Source organism: Pseudomonas sp. MWU12-2319, assembly GCF_023242525.1.
In the GTDB taxonomy this organism is placed as follows: domain Bacteria; phylum Pseudomonadota; class Gammaproteobacteria; order Pseudomonadales; family Pseudomonadaceae; genus Aquipseudomonas; species Aquipseudomonas gingeri_D.
In genome coordinates this window covers 73,933-96,451 of sequence record NZ_JALJES010000025.1, presented here as the reverse complement: position 1 = coordinate 96,451, position 22,519 = coordinate 73,933, and the positions used below count along the sequence as shown (strand labels likewise).

The window sequence follows — 22,519 nt, the reverse complement described above, 5'->3', positions numbered from 1 at the left end:
TCACATCCATCCATAGGGATTCTCGCCCTATGGGGCGAGCTCAGTCCCGCCCCCAGGAGTGCTTTATGGGAAAGCTACTGAATGTGCTGTGCCTACCGTTTCCGTTCATTCGGAACCCTTACGTCCCCGATTCGTTTCTGCGCCTGGACGCGTTCCAACGGCAGTTCACGATCATCTGCAGCGGTGTCATGCGCTTGCCGGAAGAAGCGCCGCGTGTGGGTTACTACCAAGTCACCGGCGCGTACGAGGTGGGGCATGCGGGTCTGATTGAAGACGCCATTGTGCTCTGTACCTCACGGTTCGAGGAGCTGCATGCGTATCCGAAACTGAGTGCAGCGGAGTCGTTCGATCCACGCACGGTCGAGGTCTACTACACCCCGTCCGAAGCCTGTAAACGAGGCCCTGTGATCTGTGCACGCGCTGATGTTCAACGGGTGCTCTCAGGTGTTGTAGGCCCCTCTGAGATCGTTTGGCGACGTCCTTGTCGTACGGATGAAGAAGTCTGTGCGCTTGAGAAACAGATAGAGGCATTGCTCGCACAAGCCAACGAGGACATGCGCTCGGACTCTTACGACTCGGCAAGTTTTGCCCGCCGAAAAGCCACGGAGCTGAAAGGCTTTTTGGTTTCACCCAGATGGCGAGCGTTTGCGTTAAAGGCACTCGACGATACAGGCGTCACCTGCTGCACCTACTGATACTCAAGGCTGAATAAAGCCTCAATAACCGTCACCGGGAAATCACCTCCCGGTCGGGGCGGTGGTTTCTCTGAACTGGAGAAATCTCATGTCCCCACAACTGAACCAAGATCGCGTCAGTGCGATGAAGTATTCACTGTCCGTCACGCCACTGGCCTGGGACAAAGCGGTGCAGAGCAATCAGCACCGATGTGGTTCAACCTACGAGAGTCGGCTGCTGGATCTGCTGCACGCCGTGAGCAAAGCGCATCACCGGCAACCAGATGCTCGGCAGGTTCATTTCGGGCTCTATCAGCGGCTGCGCACCGGGAGTCGCACAAAACAGTCCTCCCTGGAGCTGACGCTCAACTTGGTGGAAACAGACCCAGAGACGCCGTATCTGCTTCTGTCACTCAAGGACGAGCGGGTTGATTCATAACCTCGGCCGGCCCTACGGCAACACCCCCACTCAAGCCCGACGATGTCGGGCTTTTTTATGCCTGCGATAGGCGTCCATGACGACTACGAGCGACTGCCTTAAGAAAAAAGAGCGACATCCTTTAAAGAAACTACCCACAAATAGTTCGGCCGCATCCCTACAGATCAAGTCAGCTAATACACGTTATGGTCAGTCGTATTTCACCTTAACTGAGTCTCCCTCTGCTGACAGCGATCGATGCTTATTTCCCCACGAGCAATGTTCATTTCATACCCGGCGAGCAGCTGCCGGTTTGCACTGTCGAGCCGTAGTTCCATTCCCCCCCCTCCCCCAATACTCAATTCGCAAATGGAGTTGCCTAAGACATGTCCAGCACCGTGAACACCGAAACTATGCGCGTAGCACCCAAGTTTCTGGCCCGGGTGTCAGCGTTCAAAAATGAGGCTGTGTTACTGCACTGGAAAGCCCGCCCTGAGCCGATGACTGATCAGGTGTTGCCATGAAGCGTTGGTATCTGTCCGCCGTGCTACTGGTACTCGCATTGCCAGGTTGCAGCAAGGAAGCCCCGAAGATTCTCGGCGCGCCCATTGAGGGGATCAACCACACCTCAGCGGCGATCAATCACTTTCAGGTCAATGGCAACGGTGGGCCGAATGTTGGGCCCTATGGCGGAGGCGGTAAGCAGACCTGTTGCGTCCCACTGCCGACTCAATGGCGCCCCGGTTTGAAGGTGGTGGTCGAGTGGGAAAAGGACCCGAATGTAGGGGCCTCCGTCAACTGGCCAAAGCCTCGCTATTCAGAGGCTTGGTTCAAAGCCGCAAAGAAACATGAGACTGGATACACCCGCCACCGCGCCATCGTGGAGGTGGCGCCGTATGAGGAGTTGGGTGTGGTTGATGTTCATTTCATGCCCTGCGATCAAGTGCTGGTTTCTGCTGTTGCCCAGTTGCCCGGTAAGCCGGGCTACCCCTACAACTACCCCCGAAAAATGGAGGTCCCCAAGACATGTCCAGCACCGTGAACACTGAAACAAAACGCCTGCCCCCCGAATTTCTAGCCCGGATGTCACCGTTCAAAAAAGGAGGTCTGTTGCCCCAGGACGGTCAGGATGTCGCGGGAAACCAGAGGCTTCGAGATCAACTGATCGATCAGATAAACGTAAAGGAGCGAGCGACTGCCAAAGCCAACAACCTGACCTATGTCAGCCGGTGCATGGACATTCTGCACATCACTTTGTGCTTTGACGGCACGAACAACCATGAGCCGTCAGATAAACTTACTTCACCCCCCTCTACCAGTAATGTGGCGCGGCTGTTCCATGCCAGCCTGGGTAGCACCGATAACAAATCCGTCCAGGATGAGGGGTTTTATGCTTACTACATCCAAGGCGTCGGTACTGAGTTCAAAGAAATCGGTGAGTTTGAGCCCGAGGATTGGGGCCTGAAGGGGGCAATCGGCGGCGAAAATCGAGTCAACTGGGGCCTGACCCGACTGATCGATGTACTCAGAAGAGCTTGTGGTGAGCCACGTCTTAATCCCAAGGACGCCTATGCCTTAGTCCAGCAAATGGGCACGACCGTCAAAGAGGACATGCTTGGTGCCTCCCTGTTCAAGGACAGCCATACCCGGCGTAAGCAAGCCTTACAGGCGCCACTGCTGGAATTGCAAAAAAAGATTGAAGACATGCATGCCCGTAGCGCGATTCCTGAGATCCAGGCGTTGCGCCTGTATGTGTATGGGTTTTCACGGGGCGCTGCTGAGGCCCGAGCCTTTGCCACCTGGCTTGAGGCCCTGACCCAGGTCGAGGTGAATGGCGAAACCTGCTATCTGTTCGCCGGACTGCCTATCAGCATTGCCTTTCTGGGTCTGTTTGACACCGTGGCTTCGGTTGGCGTGGCCTATGTTGCCCCCTTTGCCGCTGGGCATATGGGCTGGGCCGACGGTTCGCTGCGGCTATCGGATTCCGAGAAGTTTCTGGAGCGCTGCGTGCATCTGGTCTCCGCGCACGAGCAACGGGCGTGTTTTCCTCTGGATTCGATCCGTCGTAAAGCCAACTCCAAGGACCCCAACTGTCGTTCGACCTACCGCCGCAACACCTTCGAGTACCTCTATCCCGGTATGCATTCCGATGTGGGCGGCGGGTATCCGCCCGGTGATCAAGGCAAATCCCTGGCTGGATCCGAAGAAGTGTTGTCGCAGATTGCGCTACACCATATGTACCACGAGGCTTATCAGACCGGGGCGCCCTTGCAGGCTCCGCGAGACGCACTCAGCAAAATTCAGCGTGAACGTCGCCCATGGATAGCCATGGATGAAAGCACTGAGCTTGAGTTTACCGTCAGCCCAACGCTGATCGACCGCTTCAACCACTGGCTCTTCGCCCAGGACAACGGTCCCTTGGAAGAAGTCATGGACCGTGAAGCCGCCTTGATCACTGGCTGGCGCATCAATCGGTATGCCCACGGCTTGTTCCAAAACACGAAGGCATTCCAGCATGTCCGAGGCTACCGCCAGGAGGGACCCAGTCCAGACATGACGGATGAAGAGATCAAGGCCTTCGAGTTCCTGCACGAGTTGCAGCTCAAGGACGATGCCGCCCTTCGACGCGGTGAGTCCTTACCTGAGCGCAGTGAGGCCACGGTAAAACAACAAGAAGAGGCCCAGGAGATCAAGCGCAACTACGAACAACGCGTCGGAGCCCGGCAACCTATTGCGCTCAACACCGCTAAAGCCTTTGAGCCGAGCCTTGATGAACGGCAATTGAAGCGCGCGATGGATGAGTTCGCCCGCGACTACAAACCGAGCTGGGGCCTGTCCGAGGACGATTGGCCGATTTTCGGTGCCAAGACGCTTAACGTTCTATTGGGCGGCCTGGTGTACCTGACCAACGAGCAGGACGAGGCCGAGGAATACGCCCGTATGCGCAAGGAGGGTCAGGAAAACTATCAGCGGTTGTTCAACGAACGTGGCCAGCCCCAGGATGACGAAGAATCCCAGGCCATCATCGCGTTGTTTGACGATCAGGTGCACGACTCTCGGGCCTGGTTCATGAACGCGGCCCTGGGCGAGCGCGAGATCTGGAGCGACTACTTCCGCTATCGGGCGATCTTCTTTGACGATGAGTCCAACAAGCGGCTGTCGCTGTTGGCTACGGCGGGGCAAGTGATCGGCGTGGCCGTGGCGGTGGGCAGCATTGGCCTGAGCATCAAGCGCCGCGACCCACGTTATCTGGTGGGGCTGTTTCTGCCTTCGCTGGGAATTCCAGTGTTCCGTGGCAAGGTCGGCATGCCAGAAATCAGTGCCTTCGACAGCCTCACCAACCTTGCGTTGCCGATGCTTGAAAACGTGGACTCGGTGCGTGAGTTCACCCGAGACACGGGCAGCGTGCTGAAACTGGCGGAGGCGTTGCCATTGCCGCCGGTCTTGAGTGAGAAGAACGCCGATACCGCGACACTGATGGAGATCCTCAAGGCGCAGCAAGCCGCCGAGGCTGAGCGCGAAGCTCAGGAACAGGCAGCCCAGAGACAAAAGGAATCCAACGGCTTACTGGGCAAGGTGCTCGGCACGCTCAATGCGATGCCGGAAAAGGACAGAACCGCCTGGCTCGCACAGATCAGCAAGGCCGCTGGGGCCCCTGTTAGTTAGGCCAAAACTGGGCGCTGACCTTGTTGAGCTTCCACGTATGAAGATCGATTGTCGTCTGGAGTGTCGGCGAGATCGCGGTTCCCCACCGTGCCGAGATCGGAAACTCAAGGTAGTGTCCGGCTCAGTTGAACCACAACAGTCCACTATCTTGACCAATTTGGAGGAGCGTCGGGAGTGGGTACTGGCCGGACGGTTCCCCTTAAGCCTTGCCTCAGTCACGTTCAATGTGTGTAATCGCGATTGTTTTCATGCAAGGGCCACGACATGCAGCTCAACACGCTCACCTTCCAGGACACCATTCGCGCCGGAGGTTCATCAAACGGCTGTACCACTATTGAGCGTTGCTTTTCCGACTTCCGAATCGACGAGCGCTCGTTACTGGAAATTCTTGTATCAGCTGACGGTGGGCACTCTGACTTCATGAGCGGTTTCGTGTCAGGGGCGTCACAACAGAATCGTCTTTTTGGCACAAGCCTTCTGCGATGCAATCAACCGGAAGTAGAGCCGAATCGGGTTCTCATTTACATCTGCCCGGAGTGTGGCGATATCGGATGCGGCGCCTACTCAGTACTCATTCGCAAGAGCAGCACCGGCATTGTGTGGGAAGCATTTGCTTACGAAACGGGGTATGAAGAGCTGCGCATAATCTGCAACGTTGGGCCGTTTATATTCAGCTCGGCCGCCTATGAGCGCGCTATAAAAGCGACCTCCGGGATCAGCTAGACGGCCCCCACCCCTGCCCTTCGCCAGGTCAGCGTCTGCTCCTCAGGGGGCTTTGACGAATGGCAGCCATCGGGTCGATGGTAGCCCCTGGTGATCGATTGCTATCTGCCCGATGTGGGTACAATTGAAGGTTCGGCATTCCTTCAAATGGCAACCACGTACTCACTCATAAAACTTACCGGCCAACAGAATACTTGCGCAGCGTTGCCAGGCATTAGACACGGGAGCATCTGTCGGGGAGCACCTTGTACTGGCCGTCGCCCACGAGGTCGCGGCATCGAAAAACGCATCAACAGAAACGTTCACCCATCCCAAGGCGCCCGATCCATAAGGCGATGATGGCGAGGTCTTTTCCAATAAACGTTCCTGGGCGAAATCAGAGCCAAGGGCTTCTAGGAATCGGATGAAGGACTGCTCATCGCACACGCTTTTCAGTAGTTGATCAAGATCCGCAGGCATAGGCCTCCTGGCAGCGGTGTAAGGGAGAGAGAGTGGCTCGAGCGGTATGCTGCTATACAGCGATAGGGCGATCAATGCTACCGCTCGCACAAGCTCGAAGTCAGCCATCCATTATCGGTCCCTTTCAACCAGGATTGAACACAGGGTCTGCACCGCTCGCGGCCTCTCACGGAAGCCGGCAATTTCAGTGATCGGCAAGAGTTCTCCCTTTCCATTGAGTGAAATTTCCTAGAAAATCCTGGCCGCTTGTTTGAGCCGAATGTCGCCGATAGTCTTGACCCGTCATCACACAATTGATGATACGGACGTGCAAGTCCGGTCATATCGGTGTTCACGCGCCCTCAAACAAGCTGTGTCGGCAGGTAATCCTATGCCTGCGACTCCTGCTTAATGGTGGCCGTGCGCAGGAGACTTTCGAGTCTGCCGGGGTCCGATATGCCCGGTCTTGCACACCTGCGTATGGCTGCCACCCTAATTCGTGTGCGAGCGAATGGTGGCAGCTCCACCTACATATCGGGATTTCGCCATGTTCAAGGTCACCCCCAACCCACCTGTAACACCCAACTCTGAAACCATCGACCCTCGTATCGCCGACCGAGCTTTGTCTCACTACAACATCGGTCCGGACGCGGGTTCGAAATCGGCCCCTATCGCTGTGCTGCATGATCATCGGCATGACCCTGGGAGTCAGGAAGACGCCCTGGCCAATGTCTACTCCATTCTGCAATCCGCTGCTGCAACCGCCTATGAAAACGCCGACAACCAAGCCGGCTCGAACCGCAAGGTGGCGATGGGTGTAGTGCACCTGATTGAACTGGCACAGCTGAAGATGGATTCGGTCCTGGATGGGCAGGCCGTCGGCTTCAACAGCTGACAGCGCTCTGCAGATGAACGGGAAGCCTGGCTTCCCGTTTTGTTGATCACGACTCAGGTCTTCGGTTGCCGGGCAACATTGAGCATCAGTGCCAATCCTTAAGGCAGTGCATGCATTGTCGAGCTTTCCAGGTTCTCAGTTGCCCGCCGCAGAACGAGCAATGGGCGATTTTCTGTTTGCAGACCAGACTCATCCGGTGCTGGAAGTACTCCCAAATGATGGCCGGGTCGACACCCTCACGCCTGACTATCTCGTCGACCACAGCCTGTTCACCCTGCTCGTGAAATGCACCGATAGCCGACAGCGTTTCGACGGTGGGGCAGTAATTGGTGAGCGTGTCTCCGCACCGATCACAGATGCGATGAGCAAGCTGGCGAGTCATGAACTCATCCATTGGGGGCGTGTTGCTATAGGTCTCATGCAGCCCCTGGAGAACGGTTTGGTTAGTCAGTCGGTGCAGGCGTTCCCATAGGTCGAGAAACGTGTCGTAACTGGTTTCCTCGATTCTTAACAGCAGTGTCTGCAAAAGCCAGAGCCAGATTGATGTCTATACTTCGCGCTTCACATTAACAAGGAAGACCCAGACGATGCTGACAGTTCCTAAGCTCGGTGCTAGCGACGATGAATGGCATGATTATGCCGAACAAAGCTGTGAAGCTTTGAAGCCCTACCTTGCCAGTTTTCTTATCGAGCGCTTCGCCTACAAGCCTCGGTATGTTAATCAAAACCTAGCCCGGTCCTTTTCCACTATTTCAGCCCGTACCAAAAAATACGATCTCTACCTCCGAGCTTTCGGACGCCCTAATGGCTTTTGGCCTAGGGAGTGCATAACGCTAGCGCGACTAATGTTCAAAGAGCAACGGATAGGACATGGACGGGATTTGCTTGAAATGCTCGTGGCGCTTGCACCAGAATTTGGTTACAAATTCCTCGCTATCGAATGCGCCAACAAAAATGCTGCCGCGTTTGGGCTACGAATGGGCTTTACCTCGTACGAAGATGGACAGCATTGGGTTGGATCAATATCTGACATTCAGCAAGCTCTCGCTAGTTGATCAGTGGAGCTTCAACCTGGCGAAGTCGGCACACAAACAACGATCACCATCCGGCTATGGAGGCTCGCTCACAAACGTAGCCCTAACGCTCGATGGGACGATACGTATTTTTGCAGTGACCTTGTCACTGCCAAGCATCTCGCCAACACCGCATTCAGGATGAATAGCCATGAATGAGACTTTTCGTCAGCACTTAGTGATCGCCAAAGGCTATTTTTCAAAAAAACTGCCGTATTGGTGCTCAGACTTCTCACGTCCCACGGATCAGCAGTTTGGGGAATTTCTGCGGTCCAATGGCTACCGTGTTCAGTATCTCGTGCTTGAGCTATGGGACCAAGTCTACATCCCCCTGGACTGCAATTTTGAGGTCGTAGAAGAAACTGCTCGGGTGAGGGCTAGGTTGAGAGACGAAGGAGTTCATGAGGATGATCTTCCGATTTTGATCCAGCCGGAACAACGCTAATGCCACAGTCAAGTCATGAGGATCGCATCTCGCATGCTGTGCTGGTGGTGGACATCGAAAGCTACTGAATCCGAAAAACACGGGAAATCACGACGCTGGCCTTTTCGGCATCGGTCTCATAGAGTCCCTGGAGAACGGATTGGTCAGCGAGTTGATGCAGACGAAAATGGTTGTAGAAAGCCTGACCCAGTCGCTGCTGATCAAACGCCCCTTGTTCCCATAGGTCGAGAAACTCGTCGTAACTGACGCTCTCGATTTCCAACTAACGTTTCCTGCGCCTGCGTGCTTGAACCGAGGGTGGATGAGCGGCATCTGCAAGGTAGTAAAGGATGTACCCCGAGTACACCAGAGAGCCTGCTGCCACCTCTTCTTTGAAACACTCCTTGAGTGCGTCCTCTGTGGCAAAGCCGTACTCCGGCAATTTCGAGTCGGCAAAGCCAGTGAGACGCCATACGTCGAACCCATCGATTTCACCTTGATCCCCAAAGTCAAAATCTACTGCGCCCGTGGAGAGGCTCACTGCGCATCCGTAGCCATGCTTGTAGTACTGAATCCCACCTTCAAGCTCGCCGCGGTTGGGAATATCAGTTCCAACCCAATCCGTGCAAGTAGAAGGTAGGACGCCGACTCCACCGACGCTAGCTATCCGGTGAGCTGAATCACTGCAGCTAGATGGGTTTGATCGACACCAACTCGAAATACCGGAACTTCTTCTTTTTGGCCTCGGCCTTGGCCTCTTGCTCCGCGATGAAGGTACTCAGGGTATTGGCATCATAGGTCAGCACCTCGACGTCACCGCCAAACTGCTTGGTCGCGCGCATCGTGACTCGCAGTTTTGGGGAGAGTGCTTTCGCAACACCTCGAGGCTTGGGGGTTGGCTCAGGAGTGGGTACGAATGCTGGTTCTGGCTCTGGTACAGGATCGGTGCTTGGGTCGGAGGGACCAAACAGCGCCAAGCGCATCTCCTCCTCGCTCAGTTCATTACTCATTGTGGACGTCTCATCACTACTTACTTAGGAAGCTAATGGATTTTATCAGTTTTGGCCGCAGGATGCTGTGATCGGTGTAAATCTGCATGGGGTCAATGTCCAATAGCAGTGGCTGCCGGTGTGATCCGTGGACAGCCCAGTAGCGACCCCGTAGGTTATGCAATCACCGCAAGACAGGTGAGGAACACTGAACGGTGTCCTCCCCTACTCCCTCGCTAGCACAACATCTCACCTTGGACGCCATGAAAAAATGGAAACTGAGACCGAAAAGCTGATCGGTGTAATGGATCGGCTTGCACTACTCCTTGAGAGCGACGGAGAAGCTAACTGGAGCGTGTGGATGCTCGAGGTTAGGACACGGTTGCTGGATACTGATGAGTCCGCCATTGAGCACCTTCGGGCGGCCTATGGTGGTATGGGCTCATTCAACGATCTTGTTCTTGGCCAGAGCCGGGTAAATGGCGTCCTCTGCTGGAAACCGGGATATGTCGAGTTGAACGAGAAATTCAGTGATCTGCGTGCCAAGGCCGCGCAGCTCGCAGACTCAATAAGACGCTCACATAATCATCTACCCGGAAAATCCTAGTTCCCACCTCCCCCCTGATGATCGCCTGATACCTGCTCGAACCGAGAAGATACTCAAGGTGGTGTTAAGCTCAGTTGAGCCACAGCGGTATATCGGCCTCATAATAGTTTGGCGGCTGGCACCGTCATGAGACAGCCTGCCAAAATGGAATCACTTTCACCTATCGTCAGGGACAGACGGATGTCTATTATCATTTTTCAGATATTGATCGCAGCGAGCATATTTATCACCGCACAGGTGGGCTCTCGTGCACAGTTGCTGACAAGCCTCGCTTGGACAGTGTTCACTCTGGTCGTCATCTACACCACCCCTCTGATACTGCTGCAACTGCTGACCATCTGGGGCAGCTATTGGGTATTCAGCTCGGCCCAGCGCCAAACCGATAATGGGCCCTCAACTCTGCAAGCTATAATTAATGGCAGAGTAGGTACGGTCATCGATCAGTTGAGTACGCATCAGGTCGTGATGCGTACGCTTCAACCTTTACGGGCAGCAATTTATACCGAGCACCTGGCTGTGGAAAAAGCACTCGAAAGAGCTCAACAACAGCTTCATCTGAACCTACGTTTCGCCCAAGGCGGTCCAGAACTCCAAGCACAGTATGAGCAGTCATGTGCCCATTTCACTCGGCTCTTGAAGCCTGCTCCGTCGGCGTCATCACCTCTCGTTCGGCTACCAGACTTCGATGCTATCCCGCCCCCAGAGAATCCGCAGGTTGCAGAGATCTTGGAACAGGAAATTCGCACGCTTCGCGAAGGCCGAAATCAGTACCTCGACATGGTACGCAGAACCGTATGCGCCAACGCTGAGCTCAAACAATTGTTCGAACGGCAATTGCGCGAGCGTAATGCAGTTGAGGTATGGGTCAAAGAATTCAGTCCGTTGCAGAGGATCCGCGCCGCCCTCTGATCCTCTCCGGCCGAAAAAATTTTTGAGCAGTTGCTAATTGCTGGGTCCTGAGCTTTTCCGAGGCTCGCGTCATGTAAGTGGCCACGGCCTCTTTGATCAGTGGCAAGGTTGTCAGGCGCTGCCCGAACATCCGACTGCAGCAGATCTCCTGCTTGGGTGCATCGGGCTCATCCAGTTCCAGGCACCGCGTCCCTCTCAGCTCACGGGCCGTCTTCTAGACCACAACGCTGAAGTGCTTGCGCAGCGCCCAGGGATCAGCCTGTGAGAGCTACCAGGCGGTTCTGATTCCCATCCCTTCCAGGTGCTCTGTCATCTTCCGTCCGAAAATTGCTTGGGATGAGCACACCACGGTCGTTGATGCTTCTTACGAAGAAATGTGTAGCGCATGACTCAAGAGTGACGGGGCGACCTTAGCTCCCGAAGCATGTGCGCACAGACCATGTCTTAGGCAGCAACCGGCCAAAAAATAAATCTGTCTCCATTGTTCTCTCTTTGATTGTTATAGCCAGCTAGCTATATTGATGGCAAATTGATACTCCTCAGGCTTTCAAGGACGACCCATGCGCATCCAGCACGTAGAGATATCTAACTTCCGAAAACTGCTTTCTGTCCGAATTGACTTCGCTAATGAGACCACGCTGCTTGTAGGTGCAAACAACAGCGGCAAATCCTCCGCCATGCTGGCACTCCGGAGATTTTTGGTTTCGAAGGCTTCTGCTTTTCGGCTCCAGGATCTGACTCTTTGTCATCTCGCCAAGCTGGACGAGATTGGGAAGGAGTGGGAGAACCCACCAGCAAACTATGAAATTCCTACAGCTAAGGACTGGGCCGACTGGCTCCCTAGTCTGGATATCTGGGTGTCGGCAGATCAAGGAGAGTTCCACTTCATCCGCGATCTCATACCCAGCTTTGAGTGGCGCGGGGGGCTTGTGGGAATGCGTTTCCTGCTTGAACCAGATGATATGAATACGTTGTACACGGACTATCGCAAGGAGCGCGCGAGGGTTGCAGAGCTTGAGGACGCTCTAGGGAACGAAGACCCGCCTGGTAGCCCGCTGACACTATGGCCGCAGAGCCTTCATGATTACTTGAACCGTCGACTGGGAGATAAATTCAAGATTCGTTGGTACCGCCTAGATCCACAACAACTTAAGAAGCCTGACAAGTCGACTCGAATGGCGCAAATGCAGCAATTGAGCCCTACTGCCCTGCCCTTGGAAAGCAATCCTCTCAGTGGATTAATTCGAGTACATGAAATCAATGCACAGCGGGGATTCGGCGACCATTCGGACGACAATCAAGGCGATAGCACTAGACCCAGCGGCGCTCGAAAACTCTCGGAACAACTCAGATCTTATTACTCCCGACACCTTGATCCAGGTGACAGCCCAGATATTTCAGATCTCGAAGCGTTGCGGGCGATAGAAGCAGCCCAGTCGGCATTCGATACGAAGCTAGGTAGCAGCTTCGAACCTGCTATTAGAGAGGTCGAGGGATTGGGCTACCCCGGCCGCAATGACCCACGCATCAAAGTCGCAAGTCGCCTGGCAACAACTGACGGCATGAATCATGAAGCGGCCGTCCTTTTTGAGTTGGATTCAATCCAAGGCGCCCCAGGAGCCCCTCCTCTTCACTTACCAGAGACCGCTAACGGGTTGGGATATCAAAACCTGATATCTATGATTTTCCGGCTGATGGGCTTCAGGGACGAGTGGCTGAGAAAAACCAGGGCCGCCAGCACGGAAGTAATAGACCGCGTCGAGCCCATCCACCTCGTGCTCATTGAAGAGCCTGAAGCCCACCTTCATGTTCAAGTGCAACAAGTGTTCGTGCGGCACGCCTACCAAGTTCTATGCCGAGACGCTTTGCTTGAACGCTACCCAAATCTGAAGACTCAGCTTTTGGTGAGCACGCACTCCAGCCATGTAACACATGAAGTGGAGTACCAGAACCTTAGGTATTTCAGGCGACTCCCAGCTGGGATGTATGGCATCGGTGTACCGGTGTCGACGGTCTCTAATCTCTCTAACGTGTTCGGCGAGGGAACAAAGACGAAGGAGTTCGTAACCAGGTATCTGCGGGCACAGCACGCGGACATATTCTTCGCCGACGCAGTCATCTTGGTAGAGGGTTCAGCAGAGCGAATGATGCTGCCGCATTTTTTGCGAAATAAGTTTCCATTCCTTGACCGCTGCTACATCACAACTCTCGATATCGGTGGCAGTCACGCACACCGACTAAGGCCTTTAATTGACGCCCTTGGCATCCTCACCCTGGTTATTACAGACCTCGATGCAGGGCTTAATAAAGCTGCAAAACCGGTGCAAAGAAACGCAGATCAGATTACGAACAATCCGACATTGCGGAGCTGGATGAAACTGATGCATCTGGGCAGCACAGTGGATGAGCTGCTTGAGCTGCCAGCGAACCAAAAAGAGCACCAAATCGACGACCTGTACTCGGTACGCATCGCCTATCAAACTCCTATTTCCACCCACCTGCCCGCTACTGGTGAAGCAATACAAGCTCTTCCAAATACCTTTGAAGACAGCTTTGTGCTTAGCAACGCTGGTCACTTTGCGGAAAAGACAAACGGTACTGGTCTGATGAAGGCTTTCGTAAAAGTTCTGAATGAAGCGCAAACATCGGAAGCCGTTGGAGAAGGGTTTTTCAACGAATTACGCGAAGGAAAGAAAGCAGAGTTTGTGTTGCTCGTTTTGGGCGACAAAAACTTTCCCAGCCTCGAAATCCCTGAATACATCTGTGAAGGCCTCAACTGGCTTGAGTCCAAATTGCGAAGCAAGCAAAAAGAGCTGCTGGTAATTCCACCCGAGGGCGCGGAGGTAACGCCATGAGCGAGGCAGCTATCGCAGATGCCGACACCATTATGCAGGCTTGCCTGAATCTGGCAGACCCGAAGAGTTTTTTTCTTTACGCAGGTGCTGGCTCAGGAAAAACCCACTCACTCGTCGAAGCTATCCGCGAACTCAAAAGTCGCGAGCGAGAACGCCTGACATTCGAGGGCAGGCGCATTGCGGTGATCACCTATACAAACGCAGCCTGCGATGAGATTCTTCGGAGGCTAGAGTTTGATCCACTCGTGGAAGTCTCGACCATTCACGCGTTCGCCTGGCGCCTAATCCAAGGATTCGACAACGAGATCAGAGAGTGGCTAAGGATCAAACTTTCCCAGGACATTGAGAAGATCGAGGGCGAGCTAGCACGCTCGAGAGGCGACAATAAAACATCTCGAGCAAACAGACGGAAGCTACAAAGCAAAATACGCAGACTTGAGACTCTTGACGAGATTACGAAGTTCATCTACAGCCCCGCTGGCGACAACAGAGAGCGGCAAGCACTTAATCACGATGAGGTCCTCAAGTTAACTGCAGCATTCGTTCCTGAACACCCTTTGCTGGATGTTCTAGTAGACCGCTACCCAGTTGTATTGATCGACGAAAGTCAGGACACCCACGCTCCAGTAATGGAGGCTTTTCTGAAAGTCCAGCAATTGGCGCAGACACGCTTCTGCTTGGGGCTGCTGGGCGACACCATGCAACAGATTTACGGCCATGGAGTAACGCGCCTTGATAAAGCGATACCGGGTGACTGGCTGAAACCTGAAAAGGTCGTTAATCGCCGCTGCCCTCGTAGGGTGGTAGACCTTATCAACGTGATTCGAAGCACTGCAGACACTCATCAGCAGACCCCAAAACCTGATGCCATTGAAGGTGTAGTGCGCATGTACTGCATTAGTCAAAGCCAAGAACAGGCACCGAATCTTGAGGAAGGAATCGCTCATTCGATGGCTGCAATCACCGACGACGGAGAATGGGCTACCGGCCCTGAAGGCCGAAAGACCTTGATCCTCGAACATAAGATGGCTGGACGGCGAATGGGGTTCGAGAAGCTGTTCACGCCCCTACACGCGGTTGAGCACCTTCAAACAGGTTTGCTGGATGGAACCCTGCCCGCACTTCGCGTTTTCAGCGAAGGCGTTCTTCCCATCCTTACCGCAAAGGACGATCACTTCCTTCTGCTTGAAGCAGTACGCTCTCGCTCTCCCTTGCTCAGTAAGGACGCTATGCAATCAACAGGGGATCAATCGGCCCACATGCAGCGTGTAGAGGACGCGACGCACGCCCTGCTCTCTCTTTTCGAAAGAAACGATCCAACACTGAGCGAGGTCGCAACGCTTCTGTTGCAAACCCAACTACTTGATGTCCCTGAAAATCTGGTTGGGGCAATGGTGTTGGGAGCTCCTGGTGAGGCTCCAGATTCTGAAGATACGAACGCGATGACCAACTACGCCTATCAGCTATTCCTTGAGCGTCCATTTTCGGAGCTGGCAGCCTTTGCGAGTTATGCGGATGGTCTTTCACCCTACGGTACACATCAAGGGGTAAAGGGGCTGGAGTTTCCACGAGTCATGGTCGTCATCAACGATGAAGAGGCAGGCGGTTTCTTATTCAGCTACGACAAATTGCTGGGTGTAAAAGAACCAACAAAGACTGACCGGGACAACGAGCGTGACGGCAAGGACAACGCACTAGCACGTACTCGTAGGCTGCTTTACGTGACATGTAGTCGGGCTGAAAAGAGCCTGGCGATTGTCGTATACACACCCCAGCCTACACTCGCCAAGCGAAACGTTATTGCTGCTGGCTGGCTTCATGAGAGCGAGGTCGAAATCCTGTGAGGCCTTCCTCCTAGGATTGAGTCGCCATAGTTGCGTAGACGCTTCCGAGCGCCATAGTGAGGCTATATGAGCGAGCTCCCTTTTCTGAGCAGGGCTTCCGCCAGCGGCTGCTTTTGGCCGGTTTCTGCCCATTGTGAGGGGCAGCTGTGGGTCGATTTCTGCCCTTGGTGACAGGCAGAAATCGGCCAGAAGCGGTCAGTCGAACGAAGCGCAACGATTAGCATGATAGAGCCAAGTCATAGCTGAGAAATAACGTACTGACCTACGACCTTGTCGAGATGCGCACCGCCGGCATTCTTGTAGATGGTGATATCGTCTCCGACAATACTCTGCATTACCTGATGGCGGATCGCGGGTTCGAACAGATGGAGGTCATTAAGCAAGACAGTGACGAAATGCTCGAACTGCACTCGACCGATCAGAGGGTCGTGAATGCCATTCTTTGGCCCAGAGCGCGTAAACCTCTTGCTGAACGCCACTACCAGACTCAAGCAGGACGAAATGCCAAGCTAACGAGATCAATGTCAGCGTAGCTCCCCAGGTCGCCCTTATAGAAAGCAATTCTGGACACACCTAGCTCGGACTGTAAGAACGCAACCAGATCCCTGAGGCTGTTTTTCTCGGGTATTTTAGTTGGGCGTATGACCGTTGCCTTGCAGGGTTCGTCATCGTAAACTCTGATAAAAAACACATGTTCCGCGTTTTGAATGACGTAGCTACAGCCATGATACGCATATCCCAAGTTATGATCGACATCATCAAAACGAGTGGTTTTCACTATCTTCAAGGTCGTCCTCGTTAACATTGACCAGCAGCAAGTCGGCATTCGAGCAACCAAGCCGCTCCCTGATTATCACTCAGTCAACAAACATTGGTATTTTACCCCGGCGACGTCCGAACGTTTTTTACACACCCCCGGGCCGATTACTACCCTCAACTATCCCCTGAAGGACAATTCGGTCAGGACAGCACGTAGCCCAATAAGTCGCCAGGAGATAGACGCTGACTATTTGGTAGAGGTAGCGCCTCCGGACCAGATTATTGCCTGCGCAACGATCACCTGTTGCCCATTGAACGTGAGTGCAGGAGAACCATGCAGCGCGTATCCCATGCTCAAGGCGTCCCTGACGCGGTGGCAAAAGGAGGCGTCATCGGGGCCAGTCAGTACTCGATAAATGGGAAGACCTTCCGGGGGTAGGCTCATTCATCAATGTCCTTCGATAATGGGGGGGAGTTTCCCTGGCACACGGGGGCGCGTCTGGCCAGGGTAGTCTGGACTCAACATCCTAGTATTTTCACTGGCAATGAGCTCCACCGACAGGTAGTACATCGGTGTAGCCGCTACAGAAGCAAGAACTGCTTTTGTTCGATGATAGCGATTTCCAGTGACTCCAACACTCAGTAGCACGACACCCTCCACAACTGATCCAGCCGCGTGGTGAAGCTGCGACTCATCATCTCCCGACGCATGCCCCACTCGGGGTTCAGGGGGACGCTGGCCGCGCGCAGCGTTCCCCTGCCCCATCGGTTGTTGATCTGGTCCAGCACGGTCATCACTTTCGAGGTGTTGGCGGGTTGAGAGGCGGCGAACAGATCATCGGTGTACTCGCCCTGCTGACAGAGATTGAGCAGTAGGACCTCGGCCTTGCTGTACTTGAAACCGGGCCGAAAGAGTTGGTCGAGGGCGTCCACCGCCATTTTCGTGAGCAAGCGCACGTCGTCCGTGGGGTACGGCAGATCGATCACCACCCCATTGGCGTACTTGGCCTCCTCCGGGTTGAACATCCCTGTCCGAATGCTCACCCGGATCTTCTTGCACAGCGACTGCTGAGCCCTGAGCTTTTCCGAAGCCCGCATCATGTAGGTGGCCACGGCCTCTTTGATCGATGGCAGTTCCTTCAGCCGCCTGCCGAACATCCGGCTGCAGCAGATCTCCTGCTTGGGCGCGTCGGGCTCATCCAGCTCCAGGCACGGCGTCCCTGCCAGCTCACGGGCGGTCTTTTCGATCACCACACTGAAGTGCTTGCGCAGCACCCAAGGATCGGCCTGTGAGAGCTGCCAGGCGGTTCTGATGCCCATCCCTTCCAGGTGCGCCGTCATCTTTCGGCCAATGCCCCAGACATCCGAGACGTCGCAAGCCTTGAGCAACTTCTCCCGGCGGCTCGGTGCCCGGACATCCAGAACACCGCCCAACTGCGCCTGCCACTTCTTTGCACCGTGGTTGGCCAGTTTGCTGAGGGTCTTGGTACCAGCAATGCCCACCCCCACCGGAATGCCGGTACTCCTGAGCACCTGGGCGCGTATACGGCGTCCCAGCAGCTCCAGGTCCTCAGTCATGCCGGTGAGCTCAGCAAACGCCTCATCGATGCTGTAGACCTCCACGGCCGGCACCATGGACTCGATCACGGTCATGACCCGCTGGCTCATGTCTCCGTACAGCGCATAGTTCGAGGAGAACGGCACGATGCCGTGTTGACGGAGCTTGTCCCGGATCTGGAAATACGGCTCGCCCATCTTGATGTGAGGCTTGGCATCCGCGGAGCGGGCAATCACACAACCGTCGTTGTTACTCAGCACCACGATGGGGGTATGCGCGAGGTCAGGCCGGAACACCCGCTCGCAGCTGGCATAGAAGCTGTTGCAGTCGATCAGCGCGAAGACCGGCTCTGGGGCCTTAATGGGCATGGCTGCGCACACTGAAGGTAATTACCCCCCAGATCGACAGCTCATCGCCTTCCATGACGTAACGGGACGGATACCGGGGGTTCTCCGATTTCAGGATGACCTCGGGCCCCTGTTTGCATAGCCGCTTGCAGACCGGGTCGTTGTTCAGCAGTGCAACGACGATGTGCCCGTGCAGCGGCTCCATAGACCGGTCCACCACGGCCAGGTCTCCATCGAAGATCCCAGCGCCCTGCATGCTGTCTCCCTCAATCGACACCAGGTACACATGGGGCGCTCGTATGTTCAAAAGCTCGTCCAGTGAGATCTGTTGCTCGATATGGTCAGCGGCCGGCGACGGGAAACCCGCCGGCACTTTGAAGGAACACATAGGCAGCGCGACACCGCCTTCTGCGAGAGGGCCTAGAATGGTAAAGCTCATGACGCACGACTTCCGAAATACCTGTACGAATATACAGTTAACGTTGTAGGAGCCTTGCGGTCAATTCCATTGAGGGGGATTGCGACAAGCGGAGGTGGTCAGCATGTGCGGACGATTTGCGCAGTACCAGGGCATGGCGGATTACCTGCGCGAGCTTGAGGCCGAGCAGGACGTCATCAGCGGCTACGACAATGAACCCATCGCCCGCTACAACATCGCCCCCACTACCCGAGTGTTGATCCTGCACAGCGTTGAGGAAGGTCTGCGGATCGATCCAGTGCACTGGGGCTGGGCACCCTTCTGGGCCAAGGGCAAACGACCTGACCCCATCAATGCACGCGTCGAGACGGTCACCACTGGCAAGTTCTTCAAACAGCTCTGGCCAAACGGGCGAGCACTGGTGGTGGCCGACGGTTGGTACGAGTGGGTGAAAGATCCCAATAACCCGAAGAAGAAGCAACCGTACTTCATTCGGTTGAAGAGCCAGGCACCGATGTTCTTCGCAGCCCTCGCCCAGGTTCACCCTGGGCTTGAACCTCACGAGGGTGATGGTTTTGTCATCATCACCGCCGCCAGCGACCAGGGCATGGTCGACATTCACGATCGGCGACCGTTGGTACTGGCGCCGGAACACGCCCGGGAATGGCTCGACCCCGAGCTCTCGCCAGCACGCGCAGAAGACATCGCGAAAAACCTATGCCTGCCCGTCGACGCGTTTGAGTGGTACCCCGTGGGCACTGCGGTAGGAAACGTCAAAAATCAGGGAGCGGAGCTGATACTGCCCGTAGAGTGATGGGGAACCTGCCACCGCCTCTCCCCTCAGGCAGCAGCCTCTCTAGCGGAGGTAACGCTCAAAACTTGGCAGTTGGATGCGCGGAAAAAATCCGCTGGAAAGAAGACGATCTACTTTTCGTCGGGTTGCGAATCCAGGCACCCGCAGCTGTGGTAGTTCATGAGCTCTCGCATCGTGGGTGACAGCTTCTCTTGCGAAGCGACCTGCCAGAACTTTCTTTCCCCCAGAACCGGCGACAACCGCTTGATGAGCTCCTGCGCAGTATTGTGATGACCAGCACGCAGCCAGTGCCTGAAGAGGTACTCGTTTTCATGCCTGGGCAGTTGTGCCGCTTGGAGCAGTTTGAGTGAGTACCGATAGTTCAGTGGCCACAGGCGCTTCAGAAAATCGACTCTCTCTGCGATTGGAAGACCCGCAAGCCAATGCCTCACCTGCTTATCTGTCTGAGCAATACCAGATCGCGAAGCCACCTGCTCCGGAGTGAAACGAGAGTCGTCCATGCTGGGTAGCGCCGAAGAGTCCAAGGGAAGATCTCATTCTGTCCTAAACATCGGAGTATCGAACCATTTTTTCGTCCCATGTACGTCCGGCCAACACACCTAGAACAGACATCAGTATGCAGGCGATGATCGAGAGCGCCTGTTTTTTTCAGAACTTGCCGCAACAGCTCTACTCGGTAGCCCTTACCATGCCATTATTCGTCTATGCCAACTGGATGGACTCATGCTCCTGCAAACCCGCAACCATATTATTGAGGTCCTCAACGACCTCGCCATCGGTGATTTCGCCGCTCGACCATTCGACTGCGCCTTTGAGTTGCTTGCCGCACCACCGAACCGCAAGCGCTTAATTATGGTCGGCTTCAATGGCTCCCTTGCCGATGCCGTCCATACCAACGCCGGCGCGGTACACGCAGACTACGAACAACCTGAGTTCTCCAATGTGGCCTATGGCCTGGAAGGCGGTTGGGGGCCGAAGACCCTCGCCCGGCGACTGACCAAACTACCTGCTGCACTCGGCTTTGACTGGCGCGACACCCTCTATACCAACGCCTTGCTACTGTGCTCCCAGGATGCTGCATCGATCGTAAAGGTTGCACGACAATCTTCCGCACAGAGCCTGGAATCGCTGACGCGCAAATCGATGAGCTTCTTCGAACGGGTGACGATTCCGCTCGCTGAGCCGGAGTTAATCATTGCTTACAGCAATGGGTTGGGAAGCCCATCGGCTGCCAGGATTCTGTGGGAGGCATTTGGCGATGGAGAAACGCTGGATCATATTGACGCATCCTCCTACTGGGCAACTTATGGGTTCACCGCCACCATTGGCGAGCGGAAGGTGCCGGTTGTTGGGATTCGGCATATGTCCAGGTTTGTGCCTAACGTTGAGGCGATAAAGCTGGCCTGGGAACGGCAGAAAACGCGCACTGACCAAGGTAAGGCCCACAGACTTCTGCCGATCACGACAGGCGAAGTCGACCCGCTATGAAACAATCTAAAAATGATCAAAAAGGTATCGAGCAATGACAGAAAGCACTGACGAATCGTTCTATGACCGTGCAGACGCGCACATACACTTGTCGAACGAACAGCTTAAGGCGTTTGAAAACCTTGGCAAGGTAAGCGCATCGATGATGTTTGGCACCACCCGATTCAATGCTTGGGTAAGCGCTCGCGGCTTCAAATCTGGTGCGGAAATGGCTCAGGCTCGCGAGGCGATGCTGAACTATTTCTGCGAGCAGTACCGGATGATGCTCGAGGACAATCTCGACGACCATATCAACAATTTCACCAAATACATGAAGACGGCAAACGCTTAAATGATCCGTCGCCTTTGGTGATCGCCCGCCCTGAGTCCAGGCGGTGTGAAAACGTGGCAGATACTCAAAGGCCTTCCGCAAGGCGGCAGAAATTACGCCTGCGGTGGTATCCATCCGCCAATCAAGAAATAATCACACAACACCTCCGCTATGCAAGGATCGCTCGCGCTATGACTTATGTTCTGTTGTTAAAGGTTTTCGCAGCGGTAGTGGGCACCCTATTGAGCCTGTGGCGGATGATTCGAATTCTGCGCATGACCGAAGGCTCTATCGTCGAAGGCCAGATCACCTACGTTGAAGGAAAGCCAGGGCGCGGAGGCAGCGCCCTTCTGACCTTCAGCTACAGCGCCGAGGGCCAGCGCCTTCACAAAACCTGGGACGAAACCCTTGATGCCAATTCACGACGCAAACTGCTGGACGCCGTTGCGCGTTACAACATGGGTGATAGCGTCCCAGTCTGGTACGCAAAGGCCGACCCCGACGTTTGCTGCATTGGCGAGCGGGTACATCCGCTCGATTTCATCAAAAACCGGTTTGCGCAACTGAGTGAGGATCTGACACGCCTGTTTCGTTGACCCGGAAAGCAGGATGGCGGCTGCAGGTCCGCCTGCGATTGTCTAACTTTCTGATCGTCGAAACCGCTGTGGGAACAACCATGAGGCAATTCATCGAAGGCGAGACTCGAAGGCAAAAATGGATGTGCGGCCCCGGCTGTGCGTCAATCATCGCACCTGAAATTCCGGAAGCCCAAACGCTGGATATTGAGCCAGAACCTATTGTTCTTCCCTTTAGGAGTGGCACTAGGCTATCGTCAGTCGGACCTACATCCGCACATTGCAAACAGACTCAAGGAGAGCTTTAACAATGAGCTATATTGTAATTATCACATTTGATATCAAAAACCCGACAAAAAATGCTCACGGAGAAATTCAGTCATATAGAGAAATCTTGAATCAAGTAAAGGAACTTGGTCTCTACAAAATAAAAAAAGGAAAAATGCTCTACCCTTTTGAAATACCAGACAACACACACCTAATAGAATTCGAAGAAAACGAACTAGACCTGACAATTGTAAAAAAACTGAAGACCGAACTAAGGAATATATTTGAAAACTTGAAAATAGAAGGGAAGTACTTTGTATTTTATGGAGAAAATTATGGATGGGGAAGCGGCCCGACAGAATGGATAATAGGACGCCCCTCTATGGCATATAAATACAGGAATTTATAATTATAGCACCACACTTAATACCCCTATGGCAAAATACAACAATAGCATTACCGAAAGCC

Annotated in this window: 26 protein-coding genes and 1 pseudogene; 19 read left to right on the top strand and 8 right to left on the bottom strand. The window is 54.5% G+C overall.

Annotated features, from left to right (window positions below):
• Positions 1-65 precede the first annotated feature (65 nt).
• The 5 genes from M5C01_RS29505 to M5C01_RS29485 all read left to right on the top strand — a co-directional run bounded on the left by M5C01_RS29505 (position 66) and on the right by M5C01_RS29485 (position 5,481).
• Entirely contained in the window at positions 66-695 is a 630-nt protein-coding gene (locus M5C01_RS29505; protein WP_248764433.1) for a hypothetical protein, read from the top strand.
• 88 nt (positions 696-783) lie between these two features.
• A complete protein-coding gene (locus M5C01_RS29500) occupies positions 784-1,113 on the top strand; it encodes a hypothetical protein (RefSeq protein ID WP_152741841.1) in 330 nt (109 codons plus the stop codon).
• Positions 1,114-1,612: 499 nt separating this feature from the next.
• Positions 1,613-2,134, top strand: coding sequence for a DUF3304 domain-containing protein (locus M5C01_RS29495; protein WP_152741842.1), 522 nt, complete (start codon positions 1,613-1,615; stop codon positions 2,132-2,134).
• Positions 2,119-4,758 carry a DUF2235 domain-containing protein gene (locus tag M5C01_RS29490; protein ID WP_248764432.1) on the top strand — a complete coding sequence of 880 codons (2,640 nt, stop codon included), beginning with the start codon at positions 2,119-2,121 and terminating at the stop codon, positions 4,756-4,758. The genes M5C01_RS29495 and M5C01_RS29490 overlap by 16 nt, the downstream gene beginning before the upstream one ends.
• Before the next feature lie 264 nt (positions 4,759-5,022).
• Entirely contained in the window at positions 5,023-5,481 is a 459-nt protein-coding gene (locus M5C01_RS29485) for a hypothetical protein (protein ID WP_152741843.1), read from the top strand.
• 162 nt (positions 5,482-5,643) lie between these two features.
• On the opposite strand, the gene M5C01_RS29480 is transcribed toward M5C01_RS29485, so the two are convergent.
• Positions 5,644-5,940: a hypothetical protein gene (locus M5C01_RS29480; protein WP_152741844.1), complete on the bottom strand. Its 297-nt coding sequence runs from the start codon at positions 5,938-5,940 to the stop codon at positions 5,644-5,646.
• Between the two features lie 526 nt (positions 5,941-6,466).
• Between M5C01_RS29480 and M5C01_RS29475 the strand changes: the two genes are divergently transcribed.
• From M5C01_RS29475 to M5C01_RS29460, 4 genes are all read left to right on the top strand, one after another.
• Positions 6,467-6,814, top strand: coding sequence for a hypothetical protein (locus M5C01_RS29475; RefSeq protein WP_152741845.1), 348 nt, complete (start codon positions 6,467-6,469; stop codon positions 6,812-6,814).
• Between the two features lie 160 nt (positions 6,815-6,974).
• Positions 6,975-7,286: a hypothetical protein gene (locus M5C01_RS29470; protein ID WP_152741846.1), complete on the top strand. Its 312-nt coding sequence runs from the start codon at positions 6,975-6,977 to the stop codon at positions 7,284-7,286.
• Between the two features lie 115 nt (positions 7,287-7,401).
• Positions 7,402-7,869, top strand: a complete 468-nt coding sequence (locus M5C01_RS29465) for a hypothetical protein (RefSeq protein ID WP_152741847.1) — start codon at positions 7,402-7,404, stop codon at positions 7,867-7,869.
• A 169-nt stretch (positions 7,870-8,038) separates the two neighbouring features.
• The gene (locus M5C01_RS29460) at positions 8,039-8,332 is read left to right on the top strand and encodes a hypothetical protein (protein WP_152741848.1); all 294 of its coding nucleotides are present in this window, start codon (positions 8,039-8,041) and stop codon (positions 8,330-8,332) included.
• Between the two features lie 61 nt (positions 8,333-8,393).
• On the opposite strand, the gene M5C01_RS29455 is transcribed toward M5C01_RS29460, so the two are convergent.
• On the bottom strand, positions 8,394-8,594 hold the full coding sequence (locus M5C01_RS29455; RefSeq protein WP_152741849.1) for a hypothetical protein: 201 nt from the start codon (positions 8,592-8,594) through the stop codon (positions 8,394-8,396).
• A gap of 406 nt (positions 8,595-9,000) precedes the next feature.
• A complete protein-coding gene (locus tag M5C01_RS29450; protein WP_152741850.1) occupies positions 9,001-9,321 on the bottom strand; it encodes a hypothetical protein in 321 nt (106 codons plus the stop codon).
• A 250-nt stretch (positions 9,322-9,571) separates the two neighbouring features.
• Between M5C01_RS29450 and M5C01_RS29445 the strand changes: the two genes are divergently transcribed.
• Together M5C01_RS29445 and M5C01_RS29440 are read left to right on the top strand one after the other, a co-directional pair.
• Positions 9,572-9,907: a hypothetical protein gene (locus M5C01_RS29445; protein WP_152741851.1), complete on the top strand. Its 336-nt coding sequence runs from the start codon at positions 9,572-9,574 to the stop codon at positions 9,905-9,907.
• 180 nt (positions 9,908-10,087) lie between these two features.
• Positions 10,088-10,816, top strand: a complete 729-nt coding sequence (locus M5C01_RS29440) for a hypothetical protein (protein WP_152741852.1) — start codon at positions 10,088-10,090, stop codon at positions 10,814-10,816.
• Positions 10,817-10,856: 40 nt separating this feature from the next.
• On the opposite strand, the pseudogene M5C01_RS29435 reads toward M5C01_RS29440, so the two are convergent.
• A pseudogene (locus M5C01_RS29435) lies at positions 10,857-11,138 on the bottom strand (DNA polymerase V subunit UmuC); the annotation flags it as partial.
• Positions 11,139-11,376: 238 nt separating this feature from the next.
• Between M5C01_RS29435 and M5C01_RS29430 the strand changes: the two are divergent.
• The 3 genes from M5C01_RS29430 (at position 11,377) to M5C01_RS29420 (ending at position 16,048) form a co-directional block, all read left to right on the top strand.
• On the top strand, positions 11,377-13,671 hold the full coding sequence (locus tag M5C01_RS29430) for an AAA family ATPase (protein ID WP_152741853.1): 2,295 nt from the start codon (positions 11,377-11,379) through the stop codon (positions 13,669-13,671).
• Positions 13,668-15,515 (top strand): UvrD-helicase domain-containing protein, encoded by a 1,848-nt coding sequence (locus M5C01_RS29425; RefSeq protein ID WP_152741854.1) that lies wholly within the window; start codon positions 13,668-13,670, stop codon positions 15,513-15,515. The genes M5C01_RS29430 and M5C01_RS29425 overlap by 4 nt, the downstream gene beginning before the upstream one ends.
• Before the next feature lie 278 nt (positions 15,516-15,793).
• Entirely contained in the window at positions 15,794-16,048 is a 255-nt protein-coding gene (locus tag M5C01_RS29420) for a hypothetical protein (RefSeq protein ID WP_178129998.1), read from the top strand.
• 473 nt (positions 16,049-16,521) lie between these two features.
• On the opposite strand, the gene M5C01_RS29415 is transcribed toward M5C01_RS29420, so the two are convergent.
• The 3 genes from M5C01_RS29415 to umuD form a co-directional block, all read right to left on the bottom strand.
• Positions 16,522-16,719, bottom strand: coding sequence for a DUF1737 domain-containing protein (locus tag M5C01_RS29415; RefSeq protein ID WP_152741857.1), 198 nt, complete (start codon positions 16,717-16,719; stop codon positions 16,522-16,524).
• Positions 16,720-16,913: 194 nt separating this feature from the next.
• Positions 16,914-18,194 (bottom strand): translesion error-prone DNA polymerase V subunit UmuC, encoded by a 1,281-nt coding sequence (gene umuC / locus M5C01_RS29410; protein ID WP_349292425.1) that lies wholly within the window; start codon positions 18,192-18,194, stop codon positions 16,914-16,916.
• Positions 18,190-18,618, bottom strand: a complete 429-nt coding sequence (gene umuD / locus M5C01_RS29405; protein ID WP_152741859.1) for a translesion error-prone DNA polymerase V autoproteolytic subunit — start codon at positions 18,616-18,618, stop codon at positions 18,190-18,192. Before umuD ends, umuC begins: the two co-directional genes overlap by 5 nt.
• A gap of 103 nt (positions 18,619-18,721) precedes the next feature.
• On the opposite strand from umuD, the gene M5C01_RS29400 reads away from it, so the two are divergent.
• On the top strand, positions 18,722-19,411 hold the full coding sequence (locus tag M5C01_RS29400; RefSeq protein ID WP_152741860.1) for an SOS response-associated peptidase family protein: 690 nt from the start codon (positions 18,722-18,724) through the stop codon (positions 19,409-19,411).
• A gap of 110 nt (positions 19,412-19,521) precedes the next feature.
• On the opposite strand, the gene M5C01_RS29395 is transcribed toward M5C01_RS29400, so the two are convergent.
• Positions 19,522-19,911, bottom strand: a complete 390-nt coding sequence (locus tag M5C01_RS29395; RefSeq protein WP_152741861.1) for a hypothetical protein — start codon at positions 19,909-19,911, stop codon at positions 19,522-19,524.
• Between the two features lie 223 nt (positions 19,912-20,134).
• Here M5C01_RS29395 and M5C01_RS29390 point away from each other — a divergent pair, with 223 nt between their 5' ends.
• The 4 genes from M5C01_RS29390 to M5C01_RS29375 all read left to right on the top strand — a co-directional run bounded on the left by M5C01_RS29390 (position 20,135) and on the right by M5C01_RS29375 (position 22,460).
• Complete coding sequence (locus M5C01_RS29390; RefSeq protein ID WP_218586109.1) at positions 20,135-20,899, top strand: hypothetical protein; 765 nt, start codon at positions 20,135-20,137, stop codon at positions 20,897-20,899.
• A gap of 34 nt (positions 20,900-20,933) precedes the next feature.
• A complete protein-coding gene (locus M5C01_RS29385) occupies positions 20,934-21,230 on the top strand; it encodes a DUF3144 domain-containing protein (protein WP_152741862.1) in 297 nt (98 codons plus the stop codon).
• Between the two features lie 170 nt (positions 21,231-21,400).
• Positions 21,401-21,805, top strand: coding sequence for a DUF3592 domain-containing protein (locus M5C01_RS29380; protein WP_152741863.1), 405 nt, complete (start codon positions 21,401-21,403; stop codon positions 21,803-21,805).
• 289 nt (positions 21,806-22,094) lie between these two features.
• Positions 22,095-22,460: a hypothetical protein gene (locus M5C01_RS29375; protein ID WP_152741864.1), complete on the top strand. Its 366-nt coding sequence runs from the start codon at positions 22,095-22,097 to the stop codon at positions 22,458-22,460.
• The last annotated feature ends 59 nt before the right edge of the window (positions 22,461-22,519 follow it).